The organism is Parabacteroides sp. Marseille-P3160, assembly GCF_900162725.1.
GTDB lineage: Bacteria > Bacteroidota > Bacteroidia > Bacteroidales > Tannerellaceae > Marseille-P3160.
On the sequence record NZ_LT799418.1, the window covers coordinates 3,262,296 to 3,287,653 of the forward strand.

Genomic DNA, 25,358 nt, shown 5'->3' on the forward strand with positions numbered 1-25,358 from the left:
ATTTCTACCGGAAAATTCTCTTGGAATCTAAAGATAGTGTTTGAAATAAATAAATGTTAACATAAAAGACACAATGGTAAAAAAAGTTTCCACATTAAAATATTAGCAAAAAAGGAATTGCCATAATGAATTGTTAGTATATTTGTAAGGCACTAAAAGAATTGAAAGAATAACAAATAATATAGCTTATGTCACAGATCAAAGGGCATATTTCACAAATCATAGGCCCGGTAGTAGATGTTAGTTTTGAGCTTCCGGACGAAACGGAAACGCTTCAGCTACCCAGCATACATGACGCCTTGGAAATTAATCGGCCCGATGGAAAAAAACTGATCGTTGAAGTCCAGCAACATATTGGAGAAGATACGGTTCGTACCGTAGCAATGGACAGTACGGACGGGCTGAAAAGAGGACTGGAGGCCGTTTCCCTCGGGGCGCCCATACAGATGCCGGTGGGAGATCAAGTGAAGGGACGCTTGATGAATGTAATCGGGGATGCGGTTGACGGCATGCCTGATCTTGACAGGAGAGGTTCCTACCCTATCCATCGGGAACCGCCCAAGTTTGAAGATCTGACGACAACCCGCGAGGTCTTATTTACCGGCATCAAGGTTATTGATCTGCTGGAACCCTATGCCAAAGGAGGTAAAATCGGTTTGTTCGGTGGAGCCGGTGTAGGAAAAACAGTATTGATTATGGAGCTCATCAATAATATTGCAAAAAAGGGCAATGGATTTTCCGTTTTCGCCGGCGTAGGAGAACGTACACGCGAAGGAAACGATTTGCTCCGTGAAATGATTGAATCCGGTGTCATACGCTACGGGAAAGAATTTACGGAAGCGATGGAAAAAGGGCACTGGGATTTGTCCAAAGTAGACTATGAAGAATTAAAGAAATCCCAGGCGACATTGGTATACGGCCAGATGAATGAACCCCCGGGCGCACGTTCATCCGTAGCCCTTTCGGGATTGACTGTCGCCGAATCGTTCCGCGATTCAGGGGCAAGCGAAGGCATTTCGAAAGATATCTTGTTTTTCATCGATAATATTTTCCGCTTTACTCAGGCCGGTTCCGAAGTTTCGGCTCTTTTAGGGCGAATGCCTTCCGCCGTAGGTTACCAACCGACGTTGGCGACGGAGATGGGTGCCATGCAGGAACGGATCACATCTACCAAAAACGGTTCCATTACTTCCGTACAAGCGGTTTATGTACCTGCCGACGACTTGACAGACCCGGCTCCGGCTACCACGTTCGCCCATTTGGATGCGACAACCGTATTGAGCCGTAAGATTACGGAGTTAGGTATCTATCCGGCCGTCGACCCACTGGAATCGACGTCGCGTATCCTGGACCCTCTTGTCGTAGGACAAGAGCATTATGATACAGCCCAGAAAGTAAAACAAATCCTGCAACGAAATAAAGAATTACAAGATATCATTTCCATTCTCGGAATGGAAGAATTGTCGGACGAAGATCGTCTGTTGGTCAACCGGGCCCGCCGTATCCAGCGGTTCCTGTCCCAACCTTTTACCGTAGCCGAACAGTTTACGGGAGTGGAAGGGATCATGGTTCCGATCGAAGATACGATCAAGGGCTTTCAAGCGATTATGAATGGAGACGTCGACTACCTGCCGGAATCAGCGTTCCTGAATGTAGGTACGATCGAAGATGCGATAGCAAAAGGAGAAAAATTATTGGCTCAAACTAAAAAAGAATGAGACTGGATATTTTATCGCCTGAAGGCTCTCTGTTCGGAGGGAATGTCGACAGTGTTACACTGCCGGGCGTTGTCGGCTCGTTCACGGTTTTAAAGAATCACGCGCCTTTGATATCGGCGTTGCAGGCCGGAAAGATAAAGTATAAGGTTTCCGGAAGTGGGGAAGAATGTGAAGTAGATGTCAAGGGAGGATTTACGGAAGTAAAGAAAAACATGATTTCTGTGTGCATCGAATAGCAGGATGTATCATAAAAAATACAACCTGCGGAGTTCTTTCGGAGTTTTTTCTTTAACTTACTTAATAATACTATTATGAAACGATTGAGAAGAAATTTCTTCTTACAGTTACTCGCAATTATCGGCGGAGGCGGAATTATTGGCGGAGTAATATTGTACGACCTTCTTCCATCGGAGTATTTTATCTGGTATCCTTGGATTCCATTATTTTATATCACGATGGGGATCATGTTGATTGCAATATTGAAATATTGTGAGAAGCAGTCAAATCAAATGATGTTGAACATCTATTTGCTGACTCGTGTTTTAAAATTGTTTTTGACTATTATATTGATGATTCTCTACGTTTTTTACGTAGAAGATCATAGAGAAAGTTTTCTATTAACAATCGGTATATTTTATATAGTATACCTTATACTGGAAACTAAATTCTTCTTTACATTTGAGAAGAGTTTAAAAAAGATGAAACAGACGGATGATAAGTTTAATAAACAGGACTAAAAAACGCATCGCGATTCTATTGATCGCAATGATTCCCATACTATCCCTTTCGGCCAATGAGCCTACTGCAATACAGGAAGGTGAAATGGATGTGAAAAACGTAGTCTTCGGACACATTGGGGATTCTTATGAATGGCATATCACCACATGGGGGAAAACTCATGTTACGGTTCCGTTACCGGTTATCCTCAGAGGAAACGACGGACGATGGCATTGCTTTCTGTCATCCGCTTTCCATCACTCTCCCGATGGAGTATACGATAGTTTTTATATCGCTTCCGGCAATTCTCCCTACGCAGGCAAGATCGTTGAGAAGAACGCCTCGGACGAAGAAGTCCGCCCGTTGGATTTATCCCTGACAAAGACAGCATTCGCTTTGCTGTTCAACAGTATCTTACTATGTATCATCATCCTTAGTGTGGCCCATTGGTCAAAAAAGAACAAGAATAAAGCTCCCAAGGGGTTTGTCGGATTCATGGAGATGTTCATCATGGACATCAATGATAATGTGATAAAGGCAAGCATCGGCAAGGGATACGAACGGTATGCTCCCTATTTGCTAACAGTCTTTTTCTTTATCTTCATAAATAATATAATGGGGTTGATTCCCATTTTTCCAGGTGGAGCCAATGTGACGGGAAATATAGCAATTACCCTGTTTCTGGCTTGTTGTACATTCATCGTAACCAATTTAAACGGTAAAAAAGAGTATTGGAAAGAAATCTTCTGGCCGGAGGTCCCGTTACTGCTTAAGCCAATTATGATTCCGATTGAGATCGTCGGGATATTTACAAAGCCATTTGCCTTGATGATTCGTCTTTTTGCCAACATCATGGCGGGGCACTCGGTCATTTTGAGTCTGGTTTGCCTTGTTTTCATCACGGCAAGCATGGGGCCGGCCATGAACGGTTCAATGACGGTTGTTTCCGTTTTATTCGGAATCTTCATGAATTGTCTGGAATTGCTGGTAGCTTACATCCAGGCATACGTATTCACGATGTTGTCAGCCGTATTTATCGGCCTGTCGACGGCTGAGCATGCTGAGCATTCTGTCGGAGAAGTCAAAGAAAGTATCTAAAAATAAATCATATTAATAAACAAATTAAAGGACTATGTTAAGTACAATTTTAGCCATATTACTACAAGTGGCAGCAGGTGCAGGATTAGGGAAATTAGGAGCCACCATAGGCGCAGGTATAGCTGTAATCGGGGCAGGTATCGGTATTGGAAAGATCGGAGGTTCCGCTATGGAAGCAATTGCCCGTCAACCGGAATCAGCCGGCGATATTCGTATGAATATGATTATCATTGCAGCATTGGTTGAAGGTGTAGCACTGTTTGCTGTTGTAGTTTGTTTCTTAGCACTCTAAAAAGATGGGATTACTGCAACCTGAATCAGGACTATTATTCTGGATGCTCCTTTCCTTTGTCGTTGTCTTCATCGTATTGGCAAAGTTTGGCTTCCCGGTCATTACAAAAATGGTAAATGATCGCAAGCAATTCATTGACAAATCCCTGCAGGCAGCGGACGAGGCAAATGCGCAACTGGCCGGAATAAAAGCCAATAGCGAAGCGCTGTTGGCCCAAGCCCGTGAAGACCAGGTGAAGATTCTCAAAGAAGCATCGGAAACGCGGGAACGAATCATAAAAGAGGCCAAAGAAGAGGCACAGGCTGTTGCCAAAAAGCAACTGGATGAAGTACGGCTTCAGATAGAGGCCGAAAAGAATGCCGCTATCCAGGAAGCAAGAAGGGAGATCGCCTCTCTATCGATAGGAATAGCTGAAAGAATCATTCGCAAGAATTTGGAAAAAGGACCGGAACAGATGGAATTGATCGACCGCCTCCTTGATGAAATTTCCGCATCTAAATCATAAAGCAAATGGATACAGGCATTATCTCCAAGCGTTATGCTAAAGCGTTACTTGCTTATGCTCAGGAAAAAGGAGAAGGAGAAAAAGTGTATGAAGAAATGAAAACGCTTTCCCAAAGTTTCTTTGAAGTGCCGCAACTGCGTTCGGCGCTGGATAATCCTGTGATATCGACGGAAAACAAGCGACAATTAATAACGAATGCAGCGGGGAAAAACGTAAGTCAGGTGTTCACGCGTTTTATTGATTTGGTAATCCGGGAAAAACGAGAGAAATATCTTCACAACATTGCTTTGGTTTACATTGATTTATTCCGACTTTCAAAGGATATCTTTACCGCCCATTTAACGACGGCAACGAAAGTCGGGCCAAAAGAAGAAGAGGAAATAAGAAAGATCATTGCCAAAAAGATGAAGGGAACGTTAGAATTCAAGACCAAAACAGATCCCTCTATCATAGGCGGATTTATCTTAGGGATAGGCACATATCAAATGGACGCAAGTATCGCCACCCAACTTAAACAGGTGAAGAGCCAGTTTATGGAGAAAAACAGAAAAAGTATATAAAAAAAGAATTATGTCTGAAAATATAAAAGCAAGTGAAGTCTCCGATGTGTTGCGTATGCAACTCGAAGGAATAGAGACACAACTTAAATTCGACGAAGTAGGAACGGTACTCCAGGTAAGTGACGGAGTAGTACGTATCTATGGACTAAACAATGCGGAAGCCAGTGAATTGTTGGAATTCGACAATGGCATCAAAGCAATTGTGATGAACCTCGAAGAAGATAATGTTGGTGCGGTTTTGCTTGGCCCCACAGACCAGATAAAGGAAGGATATACGGTAAAACGCACAGGAAAAATAGCTTCTATTCCGGTAAGTGAAGGCATGCTCGGACGTGTGATCACTCCCTTAGGAGATCCGATTGACGGAAAAGGAGCAATCACTGGCGAGTCCCTGGATCTTCCTTTGGAACGCAAGGCCCCAGGTGTAATATATCGTCAGCCGGTAAATCAGCCGTTACAGACCGGATTGAAGGCGGTGGATGCAATGATTCCCATCGGACGTGGACAGCGTGAGTTAATCATTGGCGACCGCCAAACAGGAAAAACATCCATTGCCATCGATACGATCATTAACCAGCGAAGCAACTACGAAGCCGGAGATCCGGTGTATTGCATCTATGTCGCTATCGGACAAAAAGGTTCCACGGTTGCAACAATTGTAAATACCCTAAAAGAAAAAGGCGCTTTAGACTATACGATCATCGTTTCGGCAACGGCATCCGATCCGGCTGCCATGCAATATTTTGCACCCTTCGCGGGCGCAGCTATCGGCGAATACTTCCGGGATACCGGCCGTCATGCGTTGGTTGTGTACGACGACTTGTCCAAACAGGCCGTAGCCTATCGTGAGGTTTCCTTGATCCTTCGCCGGCCTTCGGGGCGTGAAGCTTATCCGGGTGATGTATTTTATTTGCACTCCCGCTTGCTGGAACGTTCCGCCAAAATCATTGCACAGCAGGAAGTAGCCGAGCAGATGAACGACCTTCCCGAAGCCTTAAAAGGCAAAGTGAAGGGGGGAGGCTCCCTGACAGCCTTGCCGATTATCGAAACGCAAGCGGGCGACGTTTCCGCTTATATTCCGACGAATGTGATATCGATTACCGACGGACAGATCTTCTTGGATACCGATCTGTTTAACCAGGGAAACCGTCCGGCAATCAATGTGGGTATTTCCGTTTCCCGTGTAGGAGGTAATGCACAAGTAAAAGCGATGAAAAAAGTAGCCGGAACGTTGAAAATCGACCAGGCTCAATTCCGGGAACTGGAGGCATTTACCAAATTCGGAGGGGACTTGGATCCGGTTACCGCCTTTACGATAAACAAAGGGCAGAGAAACACCCAGTTGTTAGTGCAACCACTCTATCACCCCATGCCGGTTGAAGAACAAATTGCAATTTTATATTGCGGAACACACGGATTGCTGCAAGATGTCCCATTGGATAAAGTACACGACTTTGAAAGAGATTTTTTGTTACAGATAAACAACAAACATCGTACGGATGTATTGGATCCATTGAAAAAAGGAATAATCAACGAAGAGATAGAAAAAACTCTTACGGAAGTAGCGGAATCCGTATCGCAAAACTACAGCAGTAAAAAAGGATGATAAAGCGAAATAAGTATGCCATCATTAAAAGAGATAAAAAGTAGAATAAATTCGGTAAACAGCACGAAGAAAATTACTTCAGCCATGAAGATGGTTGCTTCGGCGAAGTTGCATCGCGCTCAGGCGGCAATAACAAACATGTTACCTTACGAGCAGAAATTGCATTCTATGCTCACTGCTTTTCTATCCGAAGAAACAATTATCCAGTCTCCATACATCGAAGAACATTCGTTGGAGAAGATTGCCTTAGTCGTTTTTTCTTCCAACTCTTCCTTATGCGGAGCTTTTAATGCCAATGTAATCCGCCAGATGAGGAGCGTGATCAATGAGTATAAGTCATTAGGTACGCAAAATATCCTTATCTATCCCATAGGCCGTAAAATAGCAGATGCATGTCGCAAAGCCGGATTAACTATCCAGGGGAATTTCCAACGCTTGGCAGAAAAGCCGAGCTATCCGGAAATGGCGGAATTGGCCCAATCATTAATGAAGCAGTATGCTTCTCATGAAATAGATCGTGTAGAAATTATCTACCATCACATGAAGAGCACTGCTTCACAAATATTGGTTAGAGAAACGTATCTCCCCATAACATTGGAATCAGAAGCGGAAACCGATTCAAAAACGGCGCTCGATTACATAGTGGAGCCTTCCAAGGAGCAATTAATAGCCACCTTGTTGCCGCAAGTCTTATCATTGAAGCTATATACTGTATTATTGGATTCCAACGCTTCCGAACATGCAGCCCGTATGCTCGCAATGCAGATTGCAACCGATAATGCCGACGATTTAATCCAAGATTTGACCGTCCTCTTCAATAAATCCCGCCAGTCTGCAATCACCAACGAATTGCTGGATATTATGGGTGGTTCTATCCGGTGACACCCGCGACCACAGCATTGAAAGGACAAAGAATAAAGTAGGATACTACACTATCTCTCATATTTTTTCTTATACCCGGTCGGTGCCGTATTCACAATTTCTTTAAATTGTTCGTTAAAGAAAGATAAGCTGCCGTAGCCGCATTCGTAGGCAATTTGCGATATAGATAGGCTTGAATTTATAAGTAACTTGCAAGCGTGTTTTATTCTGATTTCGGCAAGACATCTAAATATACTTTTATCTGTTCCTTTTTTGAAAGCCCTACATAAGGCAGAGGGATCCTGATTTACGTATTCCGCTATTTGCGCCAGTGTGATTTTCTCTTTGAAATGACGAAACAAATATTTGAAAACCAGATCGATAGGCCTACTGTTATTATCCAATATATTATCTTGATAATATATCGACTCGGAGACTAACCGATAGTTAGTCGATTTACTCAATTTATCCAGTATGGCATACAACTGTATAATGCGTTCTATGCCATACATTTTGTCTAATGCCATCACTAGGTTGTATATTTCCTGCCATAGCCCATCGTCATAAAAACGAATGCCATATTGACTTTTTCGGAGCAAAGCATCTATCTCCATAAAATCGGGCAAAATATCCATCTGATTGGGAAACACCGCCATTGTGAATTGCAATGCCTCGCCCGAACTTGAACTCTCTTTCTTCCCAGTCGCTATGTCGTTGCATAAATGTAAGTGCGGAATATTACTGCCTATTAATGCAATATCTCCCTTTTTATAATCGGCCTCACCATCTCCAACGAACTGTATCCCTTCACCTCCTGTGAAAATCATAATCTCCAACTCCTCGTGTCTATGCCACGGAAGCAGAAATTGCGAATATTCTACATGGCTGAAGGATGAAATGGAACCGTGTGCAATTTTTCGTTCAAGTATGCTCATATGTTTCTTATTAAAAAAAAGCCGATGCAAATATAGCTTGTCACATTGCAAATATAGCGACATATTCTATTCTCTGGATACATTATCTTTGTAAAGTCTTTGTTTTGAGTATAAATCATTAAAAAGAGCAAATCATGGAATACAGGAATTTAGGAAACTCAGGTTTGAGAGTATCGGCATTATGTTTTGGTACTGCAACGTTCGGAGGAACAAACGGTTTCGAAGGATGGGGACATACACAGGTAAAGGAGGCTAATCAACTGATTAATTTATGCCTGGATGAAGGAGTCAACTTGTTCGACACCGCAGATATATATTCGCAAGGCGATTCGGAAAGTGTATTGGGTAAGGCTATTGAAGGCATACGCAACAAGATGCTGATATCAACCAAGGCAACCTTCCCGATGGGCAAAGACGTGAATAAGTACGGTTCATCTCGTTTTCACCTGATAGAGGCCTGCGAAGCCAGTCTGAAAAGGTTAAACACCGATCATATAGATATATACCACATGCACGGTTTCGACGGGAATACTCCGGTTGAGGAAACACTTCGTACCCTTGATGATTTGGTTACAAGCGGAAAAGTCAGATATATTGCATGTTCCAATTTTTCGGGTTGGCATCTGATGAAATCTTTATCCGTTTCGGAACGTTATGGCTGGAATAAATATGTGGCACATCAGGTTTATTATTCATTGCTCAACAGGGATTATGAATGGGAACTGATGACTTTGGGTATCGATCAGCACATAGGTTCGCTGATATGGAGTCCTTTGGCATCGGGTAGATTGAGCGGTAAATATCGTCGCAACGCGCCTATTCCTAAAGATAGCCGTATAGCTGCCGGAACAAGTACTGTACCTGCCGCGGCAGCTGAAGAAGAACGGTTATATAAAATAGTAGATGAACTGGATGTGATAGCAAAAGAGACCAACAAATCTGTAGCGCAGATAGCTTTAAATTGGTTGCTCCAAAGGCCGACCGTAAGCAGTATAATTGTTGGTGCACGTACCGAAGAGCAATTAAAACAGAATTTACAGGCCATGGGTTGGAAGTTAAGCGCCGAACAGGTAAAACGCCTTGATGAAGCTAGTGTAAGTCCTAAGGCATATCCATATTGGCATCAGGACGAACGCCCTGAACTTAATTCACAAATCTTCTGAGTCGATCTATTTCAGGACAGGACCTACTTTAAGTAAATTATTTAACTTTGATTAACCCAGGTTAACCTGGTGACTAACCTATGTTGGCCACCAAGCCAACCTGGGTCAAATAATAGACCGGAGTGCTTAAAAATTTCTACAGTTGATCTTAACTGTTTTATACAGTAAGTCAAATGAGAATTCCATATCTTTGTATTACTCATTGTCTCTTACATTATAGAAACCTTTTAATTAATACATTATGCCAAACATGAAAATAGAATACCTTCTTTTTTGCTTTTTGCTTTTCTTATCCGTCAGAAGTTTGGAATGTAATGCTGAAAATCGTTGGTCTATTGATGCCAATGGAGGAATCTCATGGATTATCGACCAACGACTTCCCCATTCGGATCATATCGAAATGAGCGGATTGAAAATTTCAGCCGTATTGAGATATGGAATTGATGCTAACGGCTCTTTCCTTCTTAACCGGAGCCTTGTCTGGCCGACCTTGCGTACAATCCCCAATAATACCCATGCAAGCCTGATGCGGCGTTTCGGGTGGAATGTAATAGATATGATTTCCGTTAACGCTCTTTCCCTTGCGAATGAAAAAGTAAAAAAAATCTCTTTACGTGGTATCCTGTCTACACAAAGTGAGTTCGATTTATCGAGAAAAGGGAAACTCGAATTAACTCGTATTCTGTTTCCATCGGTATCCAATCCTATGTTTTGTGAGAAATATGTACTTAAAAATGTAGGGGAGTCTGTTCTTTCGATAGAAATACCCTCCTCCCACTCGATCGTCATGACAGCAGAAGATGAAGGAGTCGATGGTAGCTACAAGTTAGTTTCTATAATAAACGGACAGACGGCCAAACAACTGAAACCGGGAGAAGAACTTTCTTTCAGTGCGACATTTGCCGGATATAAAAATACAGAGAGTGAGATAAAGGTTGATATTGACCAGGAGTTAAAGGCTCGTCAGGATTTAATAACCGACTTTTGGAGTAATCTTATATTGGAAACTCCGGATTCCGTACTTAATACAATGTTTGCTTTTGCTAAAATACGAGGAGCGGAAAGTATCTATGATACAAAGGGAGGACTGCTTCATGGACCGGGGGGAGAATCTTATTATGCCGCTATATGGGCAAATGATCAAGCAGAATATATCAATCCTTTTTTCCCTTATTTGGGATATACGGTCGGTAATCAATCGGCGCTGAATGCTTATAGACACTTTGCCCGTTATATAAACCCTGAATATACCAAACTCCCAAGTTCTATCATAGCGGAAGGGACCGATACGTGGGGTGGCGCCGGCGACCGAGGGGATGCTGCTATGGTGGCTTATGGTGCTGCCCGTTATGCCTTAGCCAGGGGTGATAAGGCGGAAGCTGAAGAATTATGGGGATTAATCGAATGGTGTCTGGAGTATTGCAAAAGAAAACTGAATGAAGAAGGTGTCGTAACCTCTGATTCGGACGAGTTGGAAAATCGTTTTCCTTCAGGTAATGCTAACTTATGTACTTCCTCACTCTACTATGATGCTCTTTGCTCCGCGGTCTTCTTAGGAAAAGAGTTAGGAAAGCCAGCCTCACAAATCGTGAATTATAAAAAAGAATCCGTCATTCTCCGTCAAAATATAGATAAATATTTTGGTGCTCAGGTAGAAGGCTTTAATACCTATCGATACTATAAAGGAAATGATGTGTTACGTTCATGGATCTGTATCCCTTTGACTGTAGGAATTTATGAAAGGAAAGGCGCGACTATTGATGCGTTGTTTTCCTCCCGCTTATGGACTGAAAATGGATTACTTACGCAAGCAGGCAGTGAAACGTTTTGGGATCGTTCAACCCTTTACGCATTAAGAGGCGTATATGCCTGCGGTGAAACGGAAAAGGCTACTGATTATCTGGAATATTATTCTACCCAACGTTTGCTGGGTGAACATGTCCCTTATGCCATCGAGGCTTGGCCGGAAGGTAACCAACGTCATTTATCTGCCGAGAGTGGATTATATTGCCGGATTATAACAGAAGGATTATTTGGTATTCGTCCGACAGGCTTACGGTCTTTTACTATGACGCCGCGTTTGCCGAAAGATTGGGATCATATGAATCTTCGTAGAATCCGGGCTTTTGGCAATATATTTGATGTAGAAATAAACCGTATAAATGGCAAAATTGGGTTGAAAATAAGCTCTAATAATAAAACGATCTTAAACCGAAAAATTAGAGAAGGGCAAACGCTTACTGTAAACTTGCCCTAATGCCCTTTATATTATGGAATCAATCGTTGCCTTTTATGAATTTAGCAATTTCTCTAACTTCCACACTACCTCCTACTTTAAATATAGGATTGGCTTTTGCTATTTCTACAGCTTCATCAATTGTTTCGGTTTTCAAAATCACATATCCGGTCACAATTTCTTTTCCTTCTGAATGAGGATTATCTGTTATACTCTTATCCGGACGGATCGTTTTTGCTCCCAAGGGAGACAATGTATTTCCCTTGTCTGCCAATTTGTCTTGTTTAGCAAGATTTCCGAACCAAGCCATTCTTTCCTTCACTTGCTCGGGAGATGGCTTTATCTCCGAATCTTTATTCAGCCTGAATAATAATATAAAATCTTTCATATCCTTACTTTTATTTGTTTGACAGATGTACTAATTATTGATAAAATCAATAAAAACTGAGACAAAGATAAGGGAACTATAAAGATATATATCAGGACTTTTAGGGTAGTTTTCGGTACTTTTTAAGAAAAAGGCTTGGGGATAATCCTGTCTTCTTCTTAAAAATACGAGCGAAATAGGAGGAATCCTCGAAGCCAATCCGAAACGTAATTTCATTTATATTTTGCTCGGAGTATATCAGCAAGCGTTTAGCTTCGGTTATTTTAAGATTAAGGAGGTATTGTTTGGCTGAAATTCCGAGTATCTTTTTACATGTGTCATTCAATTTAACTTCCCGAACATTTAGTATGTCTGCATAATAAGGAATTGTGCATAATTTTGAATAGTCCGATAGGATCAAGCGTTTAAATTGTTCCACTAAAGCATTGCTTTGATAGATCTTTACCTGTTTCTTTTTCGCTATTCGATATAACAAATGAGAATAATACTGGATCCCTGCTTTTATATTCTCAATTGATAGTTCATCTTTTTGCGATAGCTCTTCCTTTACATTCTCAAGGATAGAAGTATGTAACAGCGCATCAGTATCGTCAATATCAATATAAGGAAATGCATAGTTCAGATTCATCTCTAATCCGGCCAATTGATCAATAAAAATAATGTAGCCCTGGGTATTATCGTATAAGCTCCAATTATGGACTTGTTTCGGAGCAACGTAGAATACCCGCTGCGGTTTTATTTCATATTCTTCTGAATCAATCACATAAAATCCACTTCCGTTAGTGAACCAGACAAAAGAGAAAAAGGAATGACTATGAGGCCATTCTATCCCTACATCTTCCATTGATTCAAAATGCCTTATATAAAAGGATTTCGACAGGACTGAACCGGGAAGAACTTCTGCTATAGAGTATTCTTTTATCATGATGCAAAATTACAAAATATCAAATAGGGGGATATTTATCTGAACAAAAGATTTTTATCTGTTCAACCGTTTTATGATCTGATCGAAAAACACAAAATGATGTTCGATTGATTTACTCCAATAATCCGTATCGTGGGTTCCGGGTTGAGAAATAAACGTAGTTGGAACTTTCATGCTATCAACTACAGATTTTAATTCTAAATTGGCTGTATATAGTACATCTTCTGTACCACAATCAAATATAAATATTTTACTAAAATCGGAATTATCTCGTAACAAATTGATAATACTGTTCTTATTCCAGTTATCCGTATTATTATTCCCGAATAATTGGCTCAGATCATTGTTTAGCCTATTATCCTCCCAAAAGAGTTGACTCATCTTTTGTGATTGTTGAAAATCAATAACTAAGGCTCCACTTGTCGATCCTGCAGAATTAAAATAATCCGGACGTAGAATCAAATACCGTAAAGCTCCATATCCTCCCATAGATAGTCCGCTTATAAAAATATTCCTGACATCAATATTCAATTCTTCGTGTACCTTGGGAACTAATTCTTTGAAAAAGAAACTCTCATATTGGAATTTTTCATCATAAAGACTATTTATGTAAAATGAAGTAAATCCTTCCGGACAAACAATAATCGTATTGTATTTATTTGCCAAATCCTGACAATCGATCGTTCTACTCCATTGGGTGTAATTTTCCGAATAACCATGAAGTAAATAAACCAACGGGTATTCTCGTTTTGGGTCATAATTACTTGGTTTGAATACCAGGGCAGGAACATCGCATTTTAAATAGTCAGATTTTATAGTCCATCTGCCTTGGGCTACAGTTGTAAAACCTACGGATAACATAGCTATCAATATTATAAAACCTTTAATTCTCATCATCTTTATTTATTATATTGTAATTTTGTAAGGCAAAGTTATTGTCATAGGAAAGAACCTACAATAACGAACAAAATTGTTAGTGATAAAGCATATGAGAAAAAAACAATCCACAAACTTCATTAATGAACAATATCTGTTTGCTACTTGTGGGCTTAACTTGGCTTTGAATAAAATCAGTGGACGCTGGAAAGCTCAAATTCTTTTGTCCATTTATATGGGACACAATCGATTTCATACACTTCACAAGAATTTGGAAAACATATCTGAGCAGGTACTCGGAAGACAATTAAAGGCTCTTGAAAAAGATGCTCTAATCATGAAAAATATTATTCCGGATTCCACCCCTATCGGCATAGAATATACTCTTACTGATAATGGTTCAAAACTTCTTCCAATATTAGATGAATTATGTAAATGGGGACAACAATATGCAACCAAAAATTCAGACAATATGGATCTTTGAGTATATTTATTAGACTCATTTACAACCTCTTTGAGTATATTCGTCCCGTACAAAACGCAAATACAAATTACCGAAAGATGATATGCCTGAATTTACGAATAACCAATGTTTCTACGATAAAGAAGTGGGATGAGTAGTCTATATTGAAAAAGGGAAAAGGGCATAATCAAAGAAAACGGTAATTATTATAGCCTGATTTGAATTGTTCAGATCAGGCTATAACAAAACATTTAATCTTTTACTCTATAAACATACTCAAGCACTTCATCTTTACCCTTGTTGAATTCTTTAACGGAGCAATCAATTTGTATATCTGGTGTTAATGCTCCGTTATGACCCTTCCATTCCTCGAAATACTTTGTTGAATAAACTACTGTTGCTTTTGTATTAGGGAGAGTGAACGTAAGCGTTTCTCCGAAATGATTAATACTTCCGGCAGTGGGTTGACCAAGGAGTACCGAATTAAAATTCTGTTTCAAGTTAAGAGCATTTAATAATGCAGAGGAAAAAGTCATTCGGCCGATTAAAACATACAGTTTTCCATTTGCGTTTAAATAATTATTTTTTAATCTGATTAAAAAGGGATTCAATACTTTGGAATTACCACCTCCGTTGTATCTCAAGTCTATAATTAATTTCTCCGGTTTATTTATAGAAATTGATTCGAATAACTGTGAACAAAATTTCTCAAATGAATAATTTTTATCCTCTTTGCAGTTTAAATAGTTAAAATATAAACAGTTTTTGTCGGGATAATACCGATACCAGTAATTACCTTCTCCCGAATAGGCTTCTAATAATGAAAATGCTTCGGCTCTTTTCATTGTGGGATTTTGAGATGGTTTTAATTTGATGCTGATGGTATCAGCATCCTTTGTCTCAAACGTATATAATACTTCTTCTGCTGAATTTGTAAGCCCTAACCCTTTGAGAATATATGTATTGTTCATGTAAAACAGTAACATTGTTTCAAAAAAAGAGGGATTTTCATTGTAAATGATTTTCCTAAATTGGTTGATAACTTCTTCAATTGCGACTCCATTAACTTCAAGCAATTTAGCTAACATAATGTTTGGCTGTGTTGTTTCTGTAACAAAAATTCCTTCTTTAAATAGGGTAAATCGTATAGGTACGGTGTACTTAAAAAGATGTTGGGGTTCAATTCTTGTATGTTCATCGCCAATAGCAGTTATTAACTGAAATAATTCGCAAAAAAAAGATTTTTCATCCAACGAATCTATTTTAGATTCAATGGATGCTATTTGCTGTTCAAATTCACGTTGGCTTATTTTCGTGAACAGGTTTACATGCTTTTGGGGTAGATTTATTTTCAGAAACTCTAAGTCTTCCTTAAAACAATCTGCTTGGTTTTGAGAATAGCCATATGAAAAGGTTGACGCTATTATTAAAATGAAAACTATAGTCCTTTTCATATTTAATCATTGCTAAAATCAACACCCTTCTCATTAATCCTGTTGATTATGGAAATAATTTCTTTTTCACACGCATCAAATTCATCCGAGGATATTAGCGTGCCACCTGTATAAACAAACGTCCTGAAAACATTATCTTTCAATGGTATTGTGTAATAATCATAAATGCTCCCGCTTGCCCAGGTATCAATACTTCTTTTATCGATATTATTCATCATATGATTTATTCCAGCTCCTTTCAGATTAGAATAATTATTCAGTTTGCTGCTGATAAGTTCAAGGTACCCGTATATTTTAGATAACTCACGCAAAAAATCTTTATCTTTTATATACTGCATTAATAAAGATGATTTGAAAACTTCATACGAATCATTTTTTAAGGCTAAAGAATGTTTGTCCCCAATCACTTTTTTGTATATTTCAAGTGTGTCAGCAGGAATTTTATCAATATGATTAATATTTCTCCTGACAAGACTATATATACGTTGTTCGGTTTCCCATTTCTGTTGAGCCCATTTAATACTTTGCAAATTCTCCTCCAACTCCGTTTTGACAAGCACCATCACTCTATTAACTTCATTTTGCTTTGTTCTGTCTGATATAATGTTAGTAACCCAAAGTGTTATAAATACCCCAACAATTACTATTGACAAGTCTCTTAGGTACTTAACCAGATTTGATGATGCCCATTTGTGAATTATGCAGATTTTTTTTCCCATTTGGATTATTACTGATAGATGTTATCTGCAAATATAATATTTATTTAAGGAATCAGAATCAAATCTGTCAACCACCCCTCCTTTCTTCTTTCGGAACTTTGCCCTCCAGAAGACATTTAAACATAGGTCAATTGTTGTGGAATCAAAAGCATATATGTTTCCTCCCAACTTGAAGATGTCTGTGGCACGTTTCTGCCCGGCTTCATTTACGAGAAAGTAAGCGAACTCTTCAAAAATGAGGTAATCTCTATTTTGATTCGCCCGAGCCAAAGATGATTTTGACACATTCTTATCCATCCCTAAATGATAACATTGGGAGCGATGAGTGCCCAGAGTAATAATCAAATTTCGCAGACTTTTCCTGTTGGATAATTGTCCGAACATAAGCGCGAACAATTGATTCCAACAAGTGAAGTGTTTCACATACTTGTCCCCACTATACTTGGCAACGATTCGATTGAACTTATTCCTATCAAGAAAGGATGTGAATTGAGCAAAAACAAATTTATCCTTATGCATTGCAAGTCTATTAGAATTTGCAAAGGTCAGAATTGAAATCCGTTTTTTGAAAAAAATATGTAACTAACTAAATTTAAAACATTTAAAAGATCATTTTCCGATTTTAATGGGACATCTGTCTGATATTTCACATGAACAGTTTAGTCAATATATAATGCTTTTCAAAAAAAGATCTTTTATAACATATTGCCAGATTTATCTGTTATGCACATTTACTGTTATATTTGTATAACCAAACATATTCGTGAAGTGGTCGTAAACGAAAGAGATGATATAGAATTGCTTCAACAAGGCCATGCCGAAGCTTTCGAAAGGTTATTCCATCAATACGCGGGAAAGCTTTATAATTTTCTCTTAAAGCTATCATCCGGAGACACATATCTTGCAGAAGAAATAGTACAACGGACTTTTATTAAAATCTGGGATACTCATACACAGATCAATCCCAACAAGTCGTTCGGTTTCTATTTATGTACTATTGCACGAAATATGTTGATGAATGAATATCAACATCAGACAGCAGAATTTTTATATAAAGAATATGCGTCTAAATATTTATCGACCAAAGACAACGTAACTCCGGAGAAAGTATTAAGTAAAAATTTACTGCAAGAATATATCGATCAATTGACCGAAATGCTTCCTCCTGCCCGTAAACAAATTTTCGTTATGAGTAGGAAAGAAATGTTATCGAACAAAGAAATAGCAGAAAAACTTAATATCAGCGAAAGCACGATCCAGACTCAGCTTTCGAAAGCCTTAGCTTTTATGAAAGAACGTCTGTCACTATATTATAAAGACATATTGCTTATTATACTTTTCCACAATATTGTTAATTAATCAAAAAGGGAGAGTCCCGGTAGTGAATTAGCAATAGCTAAATGTATAAAGGATGTATCAGGGAACAATTATATATTAGAAATCAATAAAGGACAATGGATAAAGACAAATGTCTAGACATATTTGAACGATACATATCAAAGCAAGCCTCGACAGAAGAGATTGCCTCTTTGTGCTCTTTCATTCACAATGACCCTCATTTGAATAACTGGTTAGAAAGTCAGATTTCAAACTCATCTTCAACTATTGATATGGATCTGAAGATGGAAATACTATACAATATTCGTTCACAAACGAATTATCAAATTCCTAATAACAATAAGCTTAAACAGACAAATAAACACTACATCCGTTGGATTGCCAATATTGCGGCCATCTTACTTCCTATTGTATTGACTATTAGTATTTATATGTACTACAAGCCTCAGCCGGTGGATTATTTAATTGTCTCTGCCGGATTGGGCGAAAAGGCCTCTATCGACCTCCCTGATGGAAGTAAAGTTGCCATCAATGCCGCCTCTGAAATTGAATACAGCACTGCATACAATAAAAAAGAACGCACTTTGCGATTGCAAGGAGAAGCCTATTTTGAGGTAGAGCCTAATCCATCCAAACCATTCATTGTACAATGTAACGACATAAAAATAAAAGTATTAGGTACAACATTTGGCATAAATGCATACGATGACGATAATACTATATCAATAGTCCTCAATACAGGTAAAATAGAATTGACAACTCCTAATAAGACTATCACAATGCTCCCTAATGAAAAGGCAACATATAATAGAACCACAAAAGAGCTCTATACTGAACAGGTAGATGCGTCAGACTATATCGGATGGAGATATAATCGCCTTCGGTTCGAAAACGAAACTTTAGAAAATATCATTAAGACAATATCACGTATGCACAATACTGATATCGTTTTTGAAGATGCTCAACTGATTAAGCAAAAATTCACCGGAACTATAGACAATACGAGTGTCCAATCGGCTCTAAAAGTATTATCACTGACAGCCCCTATAGATTATCACGTGAAAGATGGTGTAATATTCTTATACAAAGATAAAGACAAAACCCAATATTATAAATAATTTGTCTCTGCACAACATATTAAAAAGTGATACTTAAGTTTAGGTATCACTTTTTTTTTAAGAATATAACAATTAAAATAAGTTAAATCTAAAAAGTGAGTAGCGAAAAAGAATGAGACAGCTGTACATAGTATGATAAAAAGAAAATCAATACTCATGATTAATTACAAATTATTTAGACCATGAAAAAGAAAACACAGAAAAGAGAAAGGTGTAATTCCTTCAAGCGGATTTTATACATTCTTTGCTTATCGTTACTATCGACTAGTTTATTTTCACAGATAACTGTTGATATAAAAAAGATGCCAATAAAAGATGCTTTAAAAGAGATTGAAAAAGCGAGTTCTTTTAAATTTTTCTACAACGAAGACCTGAAAGGCTTAGACAAAGTTGTTACCCTTAAAACTACGAATGCAACCATTGATGCTGCAATGCAACAACTATTGGACGGAAGCAATGTGTCATTCGAAAAACAAGAAGGAGGTATAATCCTTCTAGTTCCACAGAAGAAAGCAAAAACAGAACAACAAAGCACAAAACAAATCAATGGAATAATAAAAGAGGAGAATGGAGAATCGATCATTGGTGCATCCATACAAGTAAAAGGTGCACCAACTATAGGAGCAGTTAGCGATATGGATGGCACCTTTTCATTGGCTGTTCCTGATGATGCCATCCTTAGCATTACTTACATTGGCTATCATCCTGTTGATATTAAAGTAGGAAATCAAACCAACCTTGAGATTATTCTTCAAAAAGATGATCACCTGTTAGACGAGATAGTAGTAGTCGGATATGGCGTTCAAAAGAAAATCAATCTTACCGGTTCTGTAGCCAGTGTCAATTTCGACAATGAAGTTATAGCTTCACGCCCAATAACAAATGTGTCAGCAGCACTGGCCGGAACAATGCCGGGTTTAGCTGTTCGTCAAGGTTCTGGCATTCCGGGTGCTGATGGCGCATCACTCCGTCTACGCGGAGTAGGGTCACTCAACTCCAGCCAAGACCCGCTGATATTGATTGACGGGCAGCCCGGTGAAATCGGGCAAATAAGCGCCAACGACATTGCAAGTATAACTGCACTGAAGGATGCTGCATCTGCTGCAATCTATGGTTCACGTGCCTCTAATGGTGTTATATTGATAACTACAAAAACCGGATCGGACATGAATGGGAAGGTTAATGTAGAATATACCGGAAATGTGGGTTGGAACAAAGCGACAAAGTTACCCAAATTTATTTCTAACTCGGCGGACTATATGGAGTTGGTGAATCAAATAGGAGTCAACTCGGATAGAACTATTTTATATACAGATACTGAAATAACTGAATGGAGAAACAATTCGGCTGACGGTCTGCGATATCCAAACACAAACTGGTGGGATGCTTTGATAGACAATAATATAATTCAAAGTCATCAGGTATCAGTTCGTGGAGGGTCTAAAGCAATTTCTTCTTATGCTTCTATAAACTATCAAAAAAATGATGGTTTGATGAGTAACACTCTTTACGAAGCGACGAACATCAGAATGAATACAGACTACCAAGCTTATAAATGGCTGAAACTGGGTGTTAATGGAACTGCAATGGTAGGAAGGAATCAGCCTGGAGACATAGGAGGAGCATTAAATTGGTTATGGTCTGCCTCTCCGGCTATGGTTCCTATCTCTCCTGATGGGAGATATGGCGACGGACAAACAAGCACAGGAAGTAAAAACAACCCGTATTGGATACTGAAGTCCATACAAGGAGAAAAGAGAAAAAAGCGTTTTACCGGTAAGTTTTATGCTATAGTAACTCCTTTCGAAGATTTAGCCATCAATGCCAGTTATTTCAAAGATGTGTATAATTATAAAGAAAATATAATCAATACAGATATTCCTCGATGGGACTTTAAACTTGATCAGCAAACAACAAACGGATCAGAAGGAATTATTACAAATACAGATAGCAACACCGAAAGAACAGTTGTCGACCTATTTGTCAATTATAACAAAACATTCAGTCAAAAACATACTATCGGAGTGCTAGTGGGATATAACCAAGAGTATTACAAAGGCTGGTGGTTCAATGCTCGTAAGGCAGGGCTAATCAGCATCGACACTCCGGTATTAAGTGGTGCTTCCGAGCTACAGTCTGCCGATGGAGGAAAAGATGACTTTGCAATGCAATCTTACTTTGGCCGACTAAACTACGACTATGCAGGCAAGTACTTAGTGGAAATGAATATAAGGAGAGACGGCTCATCTCGTTTTGCCAAGAATAACAGATGGGGTAATTTCCCGTCATTCTCAGCTGCATGGAGAATTTCTGAAGAATCATTCTTCGAAAATCCTAAACGGATTATTAACAATCTAAAGATAAGGGCATCGTGGGGACGCTTAGGGAATAATGGCATTGGAAATTATGAATGGCAGAGCGTTTATAGCCCTGCAAACACATCGTTTGGAGACTACATCCAACAAGGTATCGTTCTTAACAATATAGCAAACAGAAATATATCTTGGGAAAAAACTGATGTTGTGGATGTTGGGTTAGACCTGACCTTCTTAAACGACTTCAATCTGGTTTTCGATTTTTATAATAAAAATACTCATGGAATTTTGTTCCGAAATCCTATTCCTCTAGTGAATGGTGGATTAGGGGCACCGATGATGAATAGTGCGAAAGTGCAGAATAGAGGATTTGAAGGTCAACTATCATATAACAAACAATTTGGAGATTTTTCTATTTCAGCAACAGTTAATGGTTCATACAACAAAAACAAGATACTTAGCTATAAAGGCGATTACTTAGAAATAAGTGGGGCAACAGTGTGGACAGAAGGACAACCAATAGGAAAATTCTATATCAGAGAGATTGACCATATCATACAAAGTCAAGACGAAGTGGACAAACTGATCAGCGAGGGATATAGCTTCTCTCCATCAACTCCCGGCCCTGGAGACTTCTTGTACAAAGACCTAAACAACGATAAAAAAATAGATGACAACGATCGTGTACTCAAAGGACAACCTATTCCGTTAGTAAACTATGGAGGTACTATTGCTGTTGGGTACAAAGGCTTTGACTTTAACTTATTATTCAATGGAGTTGCAGGTTGGAATAGATATTTGTCTTCGGGTATCTTTAGCTTAAACAATGCTTCTGACGAACGTATGTTATTAGCTAAATATAAAAATCAGTGGTCTGAAACCAATAAAAATACAAACATTCCAAAACTGTATACAGGAAATGAAAAGAATAATCAAATCTCTGATTACTACTTGTACGATGCCAGTTTTTTACGTATAAAAAATATGCAGTTAGGTTATACACTACCAAGCAGTGTTAGAGATCGCATCAAACTAAATAGCATCAGAGTTTACTGTAATCTGGAAAACTTCTTCACCATTACAGATTATCCTGGAATGGATCCCGAGATGGATGGAGACCTTGGTTATCCAATCATAAAAACAATATCATTAGGTGTTAACATTAAGTTTTAAATATCATGAAGAAAATATTAAATACCATAATAATTCTGGCTGTCTCTCTTCTATTATCGAATTGCATTGATTTGGATCGCAGCCCGTATAATGATTTGTCTGAATCCACAATATGGACTTCCGACGAAAATGCATTGATGCAAATCAATGGAATTTACAAATTGACTAAAAATGGATGGACAATGCAGGGTTATGCTTATCACTTCACTTGCTTTGGTCCCGATGGTTACGACTATTTCCGTAATTCATCAATAGAGTTAGCTACTGCAACAACACGTGATGGCATTTTTCAGGTAGCATATACCGATTATTATAGAATTATACATGCAAGCAATGAAGCCATTTACAATCTAACTGGGAATACTAATATTTCGGAAGATTTGAGAGATAGAATGATTGGCGAAGCTAAGTTCCTGAGAGGTTTCTCCTATTTCATCCTATGGCAATTATATGGCGGTGTGATCATATTAGACAAACCCACTCCACCGGCCGAAACTTATTTACCAAGAAATACTGAAGAAGAAGTAAAAAACTTTATTATTGGAGATTTTAAAGATGCAGCAGATTTATTACCTGTTGAATATGCTGCAAGTGAACGAGGCAGAGCGACCAAAGGAGCTGCCATAGCTATGCTAGGGAAAACATATTTATATGCTGAACAATGGAGTAATGCTGCTACAGAGTTCGAAAAATTGACAAAAAGCCCATTCAAATATGCCTTATTTAATGAATATAATAAATTATTTGATCACAAAAGTGAAAACAACTCTGAGTATATCTATGCTGTTACCTTTATTGCTCAGTTAGGATATGGAACAGCCTATGACAGTTGGTATGGTAATCGTTCATGTTATATCAATGGAGAGTCATACGCTTTGGGGTCGCATATTCCTTTCGAGACATCAACATACAAAGACGGTAGTACAATCAACTTATCATCGCGCCCTAAAAAGTCGAATTATTCGACAGAGGAATCTTTTGGCGATGCTCTTATTCAATGGTATGCCGATGTAATTTCTTCTCCAAAACAATTAGACAAACGTATTGGAGCTAATTTAATCTTGCCCTCTGCCCTATACTTCGGAAACGGCAATAAATACTATAAAGTGTACTGGCCTTACGAAAGTAATCTAGACAAGAACCCTGAACCTCTAAAAGTTACGTTCAACAATTTCGCAACATATTCATGGAGAAAATTTGTTTGCGAAGGTGATGAAGGATATTGGGCATATCAAGGTCCGACAGATATTCCTCTAATTCGATATGCTGATGTATTATTGATGTATGCAGAAGCACAAAACGAGGCATTAGCGGCTCCTGATCAAAGTGTGTATGATGCAATAAATGATGTTCGAGGCAGAGCCGGACTAGACCCTGTTTCTTCTCTATCAAAAGAGAATATGAGAAAAGCTATCCGCTTAGAAAGATTTCATGAGTTCCCAGGCGAAGGACATTTATTCTTCGATGTGCGCCGTTGGAAAACAGCACACACTTCCGATCCTGTTTTTGGCTTGAATGGAACGGTTTATCAATTTACAGGCGAAAAATTATTTACCCGTAAATTTCCTGAAAAATTCTATAAATGGCCAATTCCTCAAGCAGAAAGAGATTTGAATCCAAATCTTACTCAAAACCCAGGTTGGTAAAATGTTGGTTAACTAAAAAAAACAAATAAGATGAAACACAATATATTAAGTAAAATAATAAATTACTCATTGGTTTTAATCCTATCAGTCGGATTTAATTATATGACTACCGGTTGCTCCGAAGAACGTTACTTTCCCGGGAAAATATATACTGATGAAGATTTGAACGATGACAATGATGATGACGTTACAGAAAAGGTAAATGAGAACCTAGCAATCGAAGGATCAATTACTGCAAGCAGTAAACAAGATGATACACATGGTCCCGAGTTGCTTATTAATGGGGTTGTTTCTGGAGGAGAGGAATACTTCGGAACAAATCAAACCACATCTGATCATGAGGAGTGGGTGCAAATAAAATTGTCGCAAAAACAAAAGATCAATGCAATTTGGATTCATCCACGAAGTAATTCAGACATAGGTTTTCCATTCGATTTCACACTTCAAGTATCTGAAAATGGGAAAGACTGGACTACAGTGGTTGAAGAAACTAACTATGATGCAGATTACACTAAAATTCAGAAATTCAGTTTTGAAGCAATAAAAGCTTCTTATGTGAAATTAATTGCGACTAAGCTGTCTCATACATCCAATATGTGGACTAACTGGCAAGAAGTATACTTTATACAATTGGCTGAAATAGAGGTATACCTAGTAGAAGGAGATGGACCAAGCGATGGAGATGATGATGATGAAGGAGAAGTAGAACAACAAAATCCCAATCCTGCAAACTTTGCCTTTGGAGCAAGTGTTACAGCAAGTAGCCAACAAGGCGATACATTTATACCATCAATGCTTGTAAATGGAGTATTGACCGGGGAAAATGAATATTATGGTTCATTCCAACAAACATTCGACCACGAAGAGTGGGTACAATTGGTGATGAAAGAACAAGCAGAAATTGGCTCTATATGGGTATATCCGCGTAGTAATGCATCGGGTGAAGGCTTCCCTAAAGAGTTTAAGATAGAAATATCAACAAATGGAGAAAACTGGACTACAGTAGTTGATAAAACAGATTATCCTGTACCAACTGAGTGCGATGTGCAAATATTCAACTTCACTCCTACCAATGTTAAGTATATAAAACTGACAGCAACAAAACTTTCGTCCATCGCAAACATGTGGACTAATTGGGAAGAAGTATACTTCATGCAATTAGCAGAGATCCAAGCCTTCAAAGACCAAGTTAGTGGTGAAAATAAATAATAATATTGATATTCATCTGAGCAAATTTATTTATTGCTCAGAT

At 38.7% G+C, this 25,358-nt stretch carries 24 protein-coding genes; 17 read left to right on the plus strand and 7 right to left on the minus strand.

What is annotated here, in order from left to right; all coding sequences use genetic code 11:
• Window positions 1-188 precede the first annotated feature (188 nt).
• From atpD to BQ8014_RS13030, 9 genes are all read left to right on the plus strand, one after another.
• The gene (gene atpD / locus BQ8014_RS12990; protein ID WP_080904716.1) at window positions 189-1,718 is read left to right on the plus strand and encodes a F0F1 ATP synthase subunit beta; all 1,530 of its coding nucleotides are present in this window, start codon (window positions 189-191) and stop codon (window positions 1,716-1,718) included.
• Window positions 1,715-1,954, plus strand: coding sequence for a F0F1 ATP synthase subunit delta/epsilon (locus BQ8014_RS12995; RefSeq protein ID WP_080904717.1), 240 nt, complete (start codon window positions 1,715-1,717; stop codon window positions 1,952-1,954). The genes atpD and BQ8014_RS12995 overlap by 4 nt, the downstream gene beginning before the upstream one ends.
• Window positions 1,955-2,029: 75 nt before the next feature.
• Window positions 2,030-2,455 carry a hypothetical protein gene (locus tag BQ8014_RS13000; protein WP_080904718.1) on the plus strand — a complete coding sequence of 142 codons (426 nt, stop codon included), beginning with the start codon at window positions 2,030-2,032 and terminating at the stop codon, window positions 2,453-2,455.
• A 28-nt stretch (window positions 2,456-2,483) separates the two neighbouring features.
• Entirely contained in the window at window positions 2,484-3,533 is a 1,050-nt protein-coding gene (atpB, locus tag BQ8014_RS13005) for a F0F1 ATP synthase subunit A (protein WP_234998125.1), read from the plus strand.
• Between the two features lie 34 nt (window positions 3,534-3,567).
• Window positions 3,568-3,825, plus strand: coding sequence for an ATP synthase F0 subunit C (gene atpE / locus BQ8014_RS13010; protein ID WP_080904720.1), 258 nt, complete (start codon window positions 3,568-3,570; stop codon window positions 3,823-3,825).
• A 4-nt stretch (window positions 3,826-3,829) separates the two neighbouring features.
• On the plus strand, window positions 3,830-4,330 hold the full coding sequence (gene atpF, locus BQ8014_RS13015; protein ID WP_080904721.1) for a F0F1 ATP synthase subunit B: 501 nt from the start codon (window positions 3,830-3,832) through the stop codon (window positions 4,328-4,330).
• Between the two features lie 5 nt (window positions 4,331-4,335).
• Complete coding sequence (locus BQ8014_RS13020; protein ID WP_080904722.1) at window positions 4,336-4,890, plus strand: F0F1 ATP synthase subunit delta; 555 nt, start codon at window positions 4,336-4,338, stop codon at window positions 4,888-4,890.
• A 10-nt stretch (window positions 4,891-4,900) separates the two neighbouring features.
• Window positions 4,901-6,496, plus strand: a complete 1,596-nt coding sequence (atpA, locus tag BQ8014_RS13025; protein WP_080904723.1) for a F0F1 ATP synthase subunit alpha — start codon at window positions 4,901-4,903, stop codon at window positions 6,494-6,496.
• Between the two features lie 15 nt (window positions 6,497-6,511).
• Complete coding sequence (locus BQ8014_RS13030; protein WP_080904724.1) at window positions 6,512-7,378, plus strand: F0F1 ATP synthase subunit gamma; 867 nt, start codon at window positions 6,512-6,514, stop codon at window positions 7,376-7,378.
• Window positions 7,379-7,428: 50 nt separating this feature from the next.
• Here the strand turns inward: BQ8014_RS13030 and BQ8014_RS13035 are convergent, their stop codons facing one another.
• The gene (locus tag BQ8014_RS13035; RefSeq protein WP_080904725.1) at window positions 7,429-8,292 is read right to left on the minus strand and encodes an AraC family transcriptional regulator; all 864 of its coding nucleotides are present in this window, start codon (window positions 8,290-8,292) and stop codon (window positions 7,429-7,431) included.
• Between the two features lie 134 nt (window positions 8,293-8,426).
• Here BQ8014_RS13035 and BQ8014_RS13040 point away from each other — a divergent pair, with 134 nt between their 5' ends.
• Together BQ8014_RS13040 and BQ8014_RS13045 are read left to right on the plus strand one after the other, a co-directional pair.
• Window positions 8,427-9,455: an aldo/keto reductase gene (locus BQ8014_RS13040; protein ID WP_080904726.1), complete on the plus strand. Its 1,029-nt coding sequence runs from the start codon at window positions 8,427-8,429 to the stop codon at window positions 9,453-9,455.
• 241 nt (window positions 9,456-9,696) lie between these two features.
• Window positions 9,697-11,712, plus strand: coding sequence for a glucosidase family protein (locus tag BQ8014_RS13045; RefSeq protein ID WP_080904727.1), 2,016 nt, complete (start codon window positions 9,697-9,699; stop codon window positions 11,710-11,712).
• A gap of 19 nt (window positions 11,713-11,731) precedes the next feature.
• On the opposite strand, the gene BQ8014_RS13050 is transcribed toward BQ8014_RS13045, so the two are convergent.
• The 3 genes from BQ8014_RS13050 to BQ8014_RS13060 all read right to left on the minus strand — a co-directional run bounded on the left by BQ8014_RS13050 (window position 11,732) and on the right by BQ8014_RS13060 (window position 13,901).
• The gene (locus BQ8014_RS13050) at window positions 11,732-12,079 is read right to left on the minus strand and encodes a YciI family protein (protein WP_080904728.1); all 348 of its coding nucleotides are present in this window, start codon (window positions 12,077-12,079) and stop codon (window positions 11,732-11,734) included.
• 100 nt (window positions 12,080-12,179) lie between these two features.
• Window positions 12,180-13,004 (minus strand): helix-turn-helix domain-containing protein, encoded by an 825-nt coding sequence (locus BQ8014_RS13055; RefSeq protein ID WP_080904729.1) that lies wholly within the window; start codon window positions 13,002-13,004, stop codon window positions 12,180-12,182.
• 54 nt (window positions 13,005-13,058) lie between these two features.
• Window positions 13,059-13,901 carry an alpha/beta hydrolase gene (locus BQ8014_RS13060; RefSeq protein ID WP_234998042.1) on the minus strand — a complete coding sequence of 281 codons (843 nt, stop codon included), beginning with the start codon at window positions 13,899-13,901 and terminating at the stop codon, window positions 13,059-13,061.
• A 91-nt stretch (window positions 13,902-13,992) separates the two neighbouring features.
• Here BQ8014_RS13060 and BQ8014_RS13065 point away from each other — a divergent pair, with 91 nt between their 5' ends.
• The gene (locus BQ8014_RS13065; protein WP_080904730.1) at window positions 13,993-14,364 is read left to right on the plus strand and encodes a winged helix-turn-helix transcriptional regulator; all 372 of its coding nucleotides are present in this window, start codon (window positions 13,993-13,995) and stop codon (window positions 14,362-14,364) included.
• A 230-nt stretch (window positions 14,365-14,594) separates the two neighbouring features.
• Here BQ8014_RS13065 and BQ8014_RS13070 read toward each other — a convergent pair whose 3' ends face one another.
• The 3 genes from BQ8014_RS13070 to BQ8014_RS13080 are packed head-to-tail and all read right to left on the minus strand — an operon-like array spanning window position 14,595 to window position 17,035.
• Window positions 14,595-15,797, minus strand: a complete 1,203-nt coding sequence (locus tag BQ8014_RS13070) for a S41 family peptidase (RefSeq protein WP_080904731.1) — start codon at window positions 15,795-15,797, stop codon at window positions 14,595-14,597.
• 2 nt (window positions 15,798-15,799) lie between these two features.
• Window positions 15,800-16,516, minus strand: coding sequence for a hypothetical protein (locus BQ8014_RS13075; protein ID WP_080904732.1), 717 nt, complete (start codon window positions 16,514-16,516; stop codon window positions 15,800-15,802).
• 21 nt (window positions 16,517-16,537) lie between these two features.
• A complete protein-coding gene (locus BQ8014_RS13080) occupies window positions 16,538-17,035 on the minus strand; it encodes a DUF4372 domain-containing protein (protein ID WP_080904733.1) in 498 nt (165 codons plus the stop codon).
• Window positions 17,036-17,239: 204 nt separating this feature from the next.
• On the opposite strand from BQ8014_RS13080, the gene BQ8014_RS13085 reads away from it, so the two are divergent.
• From BQ8014_RS13085 to BQ8014_RS13105, 5 genes are all read left to right on the plus strand, one after another.
• Window positions 17,240-17,875 carry an RNA polymerase sigma-70 factor gene (locus tag BQ8014_RS13085; protein ID WP_080904734.1) on the plus strand — a complete coding sequence of 212 codons (636 nt, stop codon included), beginning with the start codon at window positions 17,240-17,242 and terminating at the stop codon, window positions 17,873-17,875.
• A 95-nt stretch (window positions 17,876-17,970) separates the two neighbouring features.
• Entirely contained in the window at window positions 17,971-18,972 is a 1,002-nt protein-coding gene (locus BQ8014_RS13090) for a FecR family protein (RefSeq protein WP_080904735.1), read from the plus strand.
• Between the two features lie 182 nt (window positions 18,973-19,154).
• Window positions 19,155-22,460 carry a TonB-dependent receptor gene (locus BQ8014_RS13095; protein WP_080904736.1) on the plus strand — a complete coding sequence of 1,102 codons (3,306 nt, stop codon included), beginning with the start codon at window positions 19,155-19,157 and terminating at the stop codon, window positions 22,458-22,460.
• 5 nt (window positions 22,461-22,465) lie between these two features.
• On the plus strand, window positions 22,466-24,106 hold the full coding sequence (locus BQ8014_RS13100) for a RagB/SusD family nutrient uptake outer membrane protein (protein ID WP_080904737.1): 1,641 nt from the start codon (window positions 22,466-22,468) through the stop codon (window positions 24,104-24,106).
• A 30-nt stretch (window positions 24,107-24,136) separates the two neighbouring features.
• Window positions 24,137-25,315, plus strand: a complete 1,179-nt coding sequence (locus BQ8014_RS13105; protein WP_080904738.1) for a discoidin domain-containing protein — start codon at window positions 24,137-24,139, stop codon at window positions 25,313-25,315.
• Window positions 25,316-25,358: the final 43 nt, after the last annotated feature.

What these genes read in the sequence shown, in the direction of transcription:
- atpD (WP_080904716.1), top strand. Translation starts at nt 189, where the DNA reads ATGTCACAGATCAAAGGGCATATTTCACAAATCATAGGCCCGGTAGTA.
- BQ8014_RS12995 (WP_080904717.1), top strand. Translation starts at nt 1,715, where the DNA reads ATGAGACTGGATATTTTATCGCCTGAAGGCTCTCTGTTCGGAGGGAAT.
- BQ8014_RS13000 (WP_080904718.1), top strand. Translation starts at nt 2,030, where the DNA reads ATGAAACGATTGAGAAGAAATTTCTTCTTACAGTTACTCGCAATTATC.
- atpB (WP_234998125.1), top strand. Translation starts at nt 2,484, where the DNA reads ATGATTCCCATACTATCCCTTTCGGCCAATGAGCCTACTGCAATACAG.
- atpE (WP_080904720.1), top strand. Translation starts at nt 3,568, where the DNA reads ATGTTAAGTACAATTTTAGCCATATTACTACAAGTGGCAGCAGGTGCA.
- atpF (WP_080904721.1), top strand. Translation starts at nt 3,830, where the DNA reads ATGGGATTACTGCAACCTGAATCAGGACTATTATTCTGGATGCTCCTT.
- BQ8014_RS13020 (WP_080904722.1), top strand. Translation starts at nt 4,336, where the DNA reads ATGGATACAGGCATTATCTCCAAGCGTTATGCTAAAGCGTTACTTGCT.
- atpA (WP_080904723.1), top strand. Translation starts at nt 4,901, where the DNA reads ATGTCTGAAAATATAAAAGCAAGTGAAGTCTCCGATGTGTTGCGTATG.
- BQ8014_RS13030 (WP_080904724.1), top strand. Translation starts at nt 6,512, where the DNA reads ATGCCATCATTAAAAGAGATAAAAAGTAGAATAAATTCGGTAAACAGC.
- BQ8014_RS13035 (WP_080904725.1), bottom strand. Translation starts at nt 8,292, where the DNA reads ATGAGCATACTTGAACGAAAAATTGCACACGGTTCCATTTCATCCTTC.
- BQ8014_RS13040 (WP_080904726.1), top strand. Translation starts at nt 8,427, where the DNA reads ATGGAATACAGGAATTTAGGAAACTCAGGTTTGAGAGTATCGGCATTA.
- BQ8014_RS13045 (WP_080904727.1), top strand. Translation starts at nt 9,697, where the DNA reads ATGCCAAACATGAAAATAGAATACCTTCTTTTTTGCTTTTTGCTTTTC.
- BQ8014_RS13050 (WP_080904728.1), bottom strand. Translation starts at nt 12,079, where the DNA reads ATGAAAGATTTTATATTATTATTCAGGCTGAATAAAGATTCGGAGATA.
- BQ8014_RS13055 (WP_080904729.1), bottom strand. Translation starts at nt 13,004, where the DNA reads ATGATAAAAGAATACTCTATAGCAGAAGTTCTTCCCGGTTCAGTCCTG.
- BQ8014_RS13060 (WP_234998042.1), bottom strand. Translation starts at nt 13,901, where the DNA reads ATGATGAGAATTAAAGGTTTTATAATATTGATAGCTATGTTATCCGTA.
- BQ8014_RS13065 (WP_080904730.1), top strand. Translation starts at nt 13,993, where the DNA reads ATGAGAAAAAAACAATCCACAAACTTCATTAATGAACAATATCTGTTT.
- BQ8014_RS13070 (WP_080904731.1), bottom strand. Translation starts at nt 15,797, where the DNA reads ATGAAAAGGACTATAGTTTTCATTTTAATAATAGCGTCAACCTTTTCA.
- BQ8014_RS13075 (WP_080904732.1), bottom strand. Translation starts at nt 16,516, where the DNA reads ATGGGAAAAAAAATCTGCATAATTCACAAATGGGCATCATCAAATCTG.
- BQ8014_RS13080 (WP_080904733.1), bottom strand. Translation starts at nt 17,035, where the DNA reads ATGCATAAGGATAAATTTGTTTTTGCTCAATTCACATCCTTTCTTGAT.
- BQ8014_RS13085 (WP_080904734.1), top strand. Translation starts at nt 17,240, where the DNA reads ATGCACATTTACTGTTATATTTGTATAACCAAACATATTCGTGAAGTG.
- BQ8014_RS13090 (WP_080904735.1), top strand. Translation starts at nt 17,971, where the DNA reads ATGGATAAAGACAAATGTCTAGACATATTTGAACGATACATATCAAAG.
- BQ8014_RS13095 (WP_080904736.1), top strand. Translation starts at nt 19,155, where the DNA reads ATGAAAAAGAAAACACAGAAAAGAGAAAGGTGTAATTCCTTCAAGCGG.
- BQ8014_RS13100 (WP_080904737.1), top strand. Translation starts at nt 22,466, where the DNA reads ATGAAGAAAATATTAAATACCATAATAATTCTGGCTGTCTCTCTTCTA.
- BQ8014_RS13105 (WP_080904738.1), top strand. Translation starts at nt 24,137, where the DNA reads ATGAAACACAATATATTAAGTAAAATAATAAATTACTCATTGGTTTTA.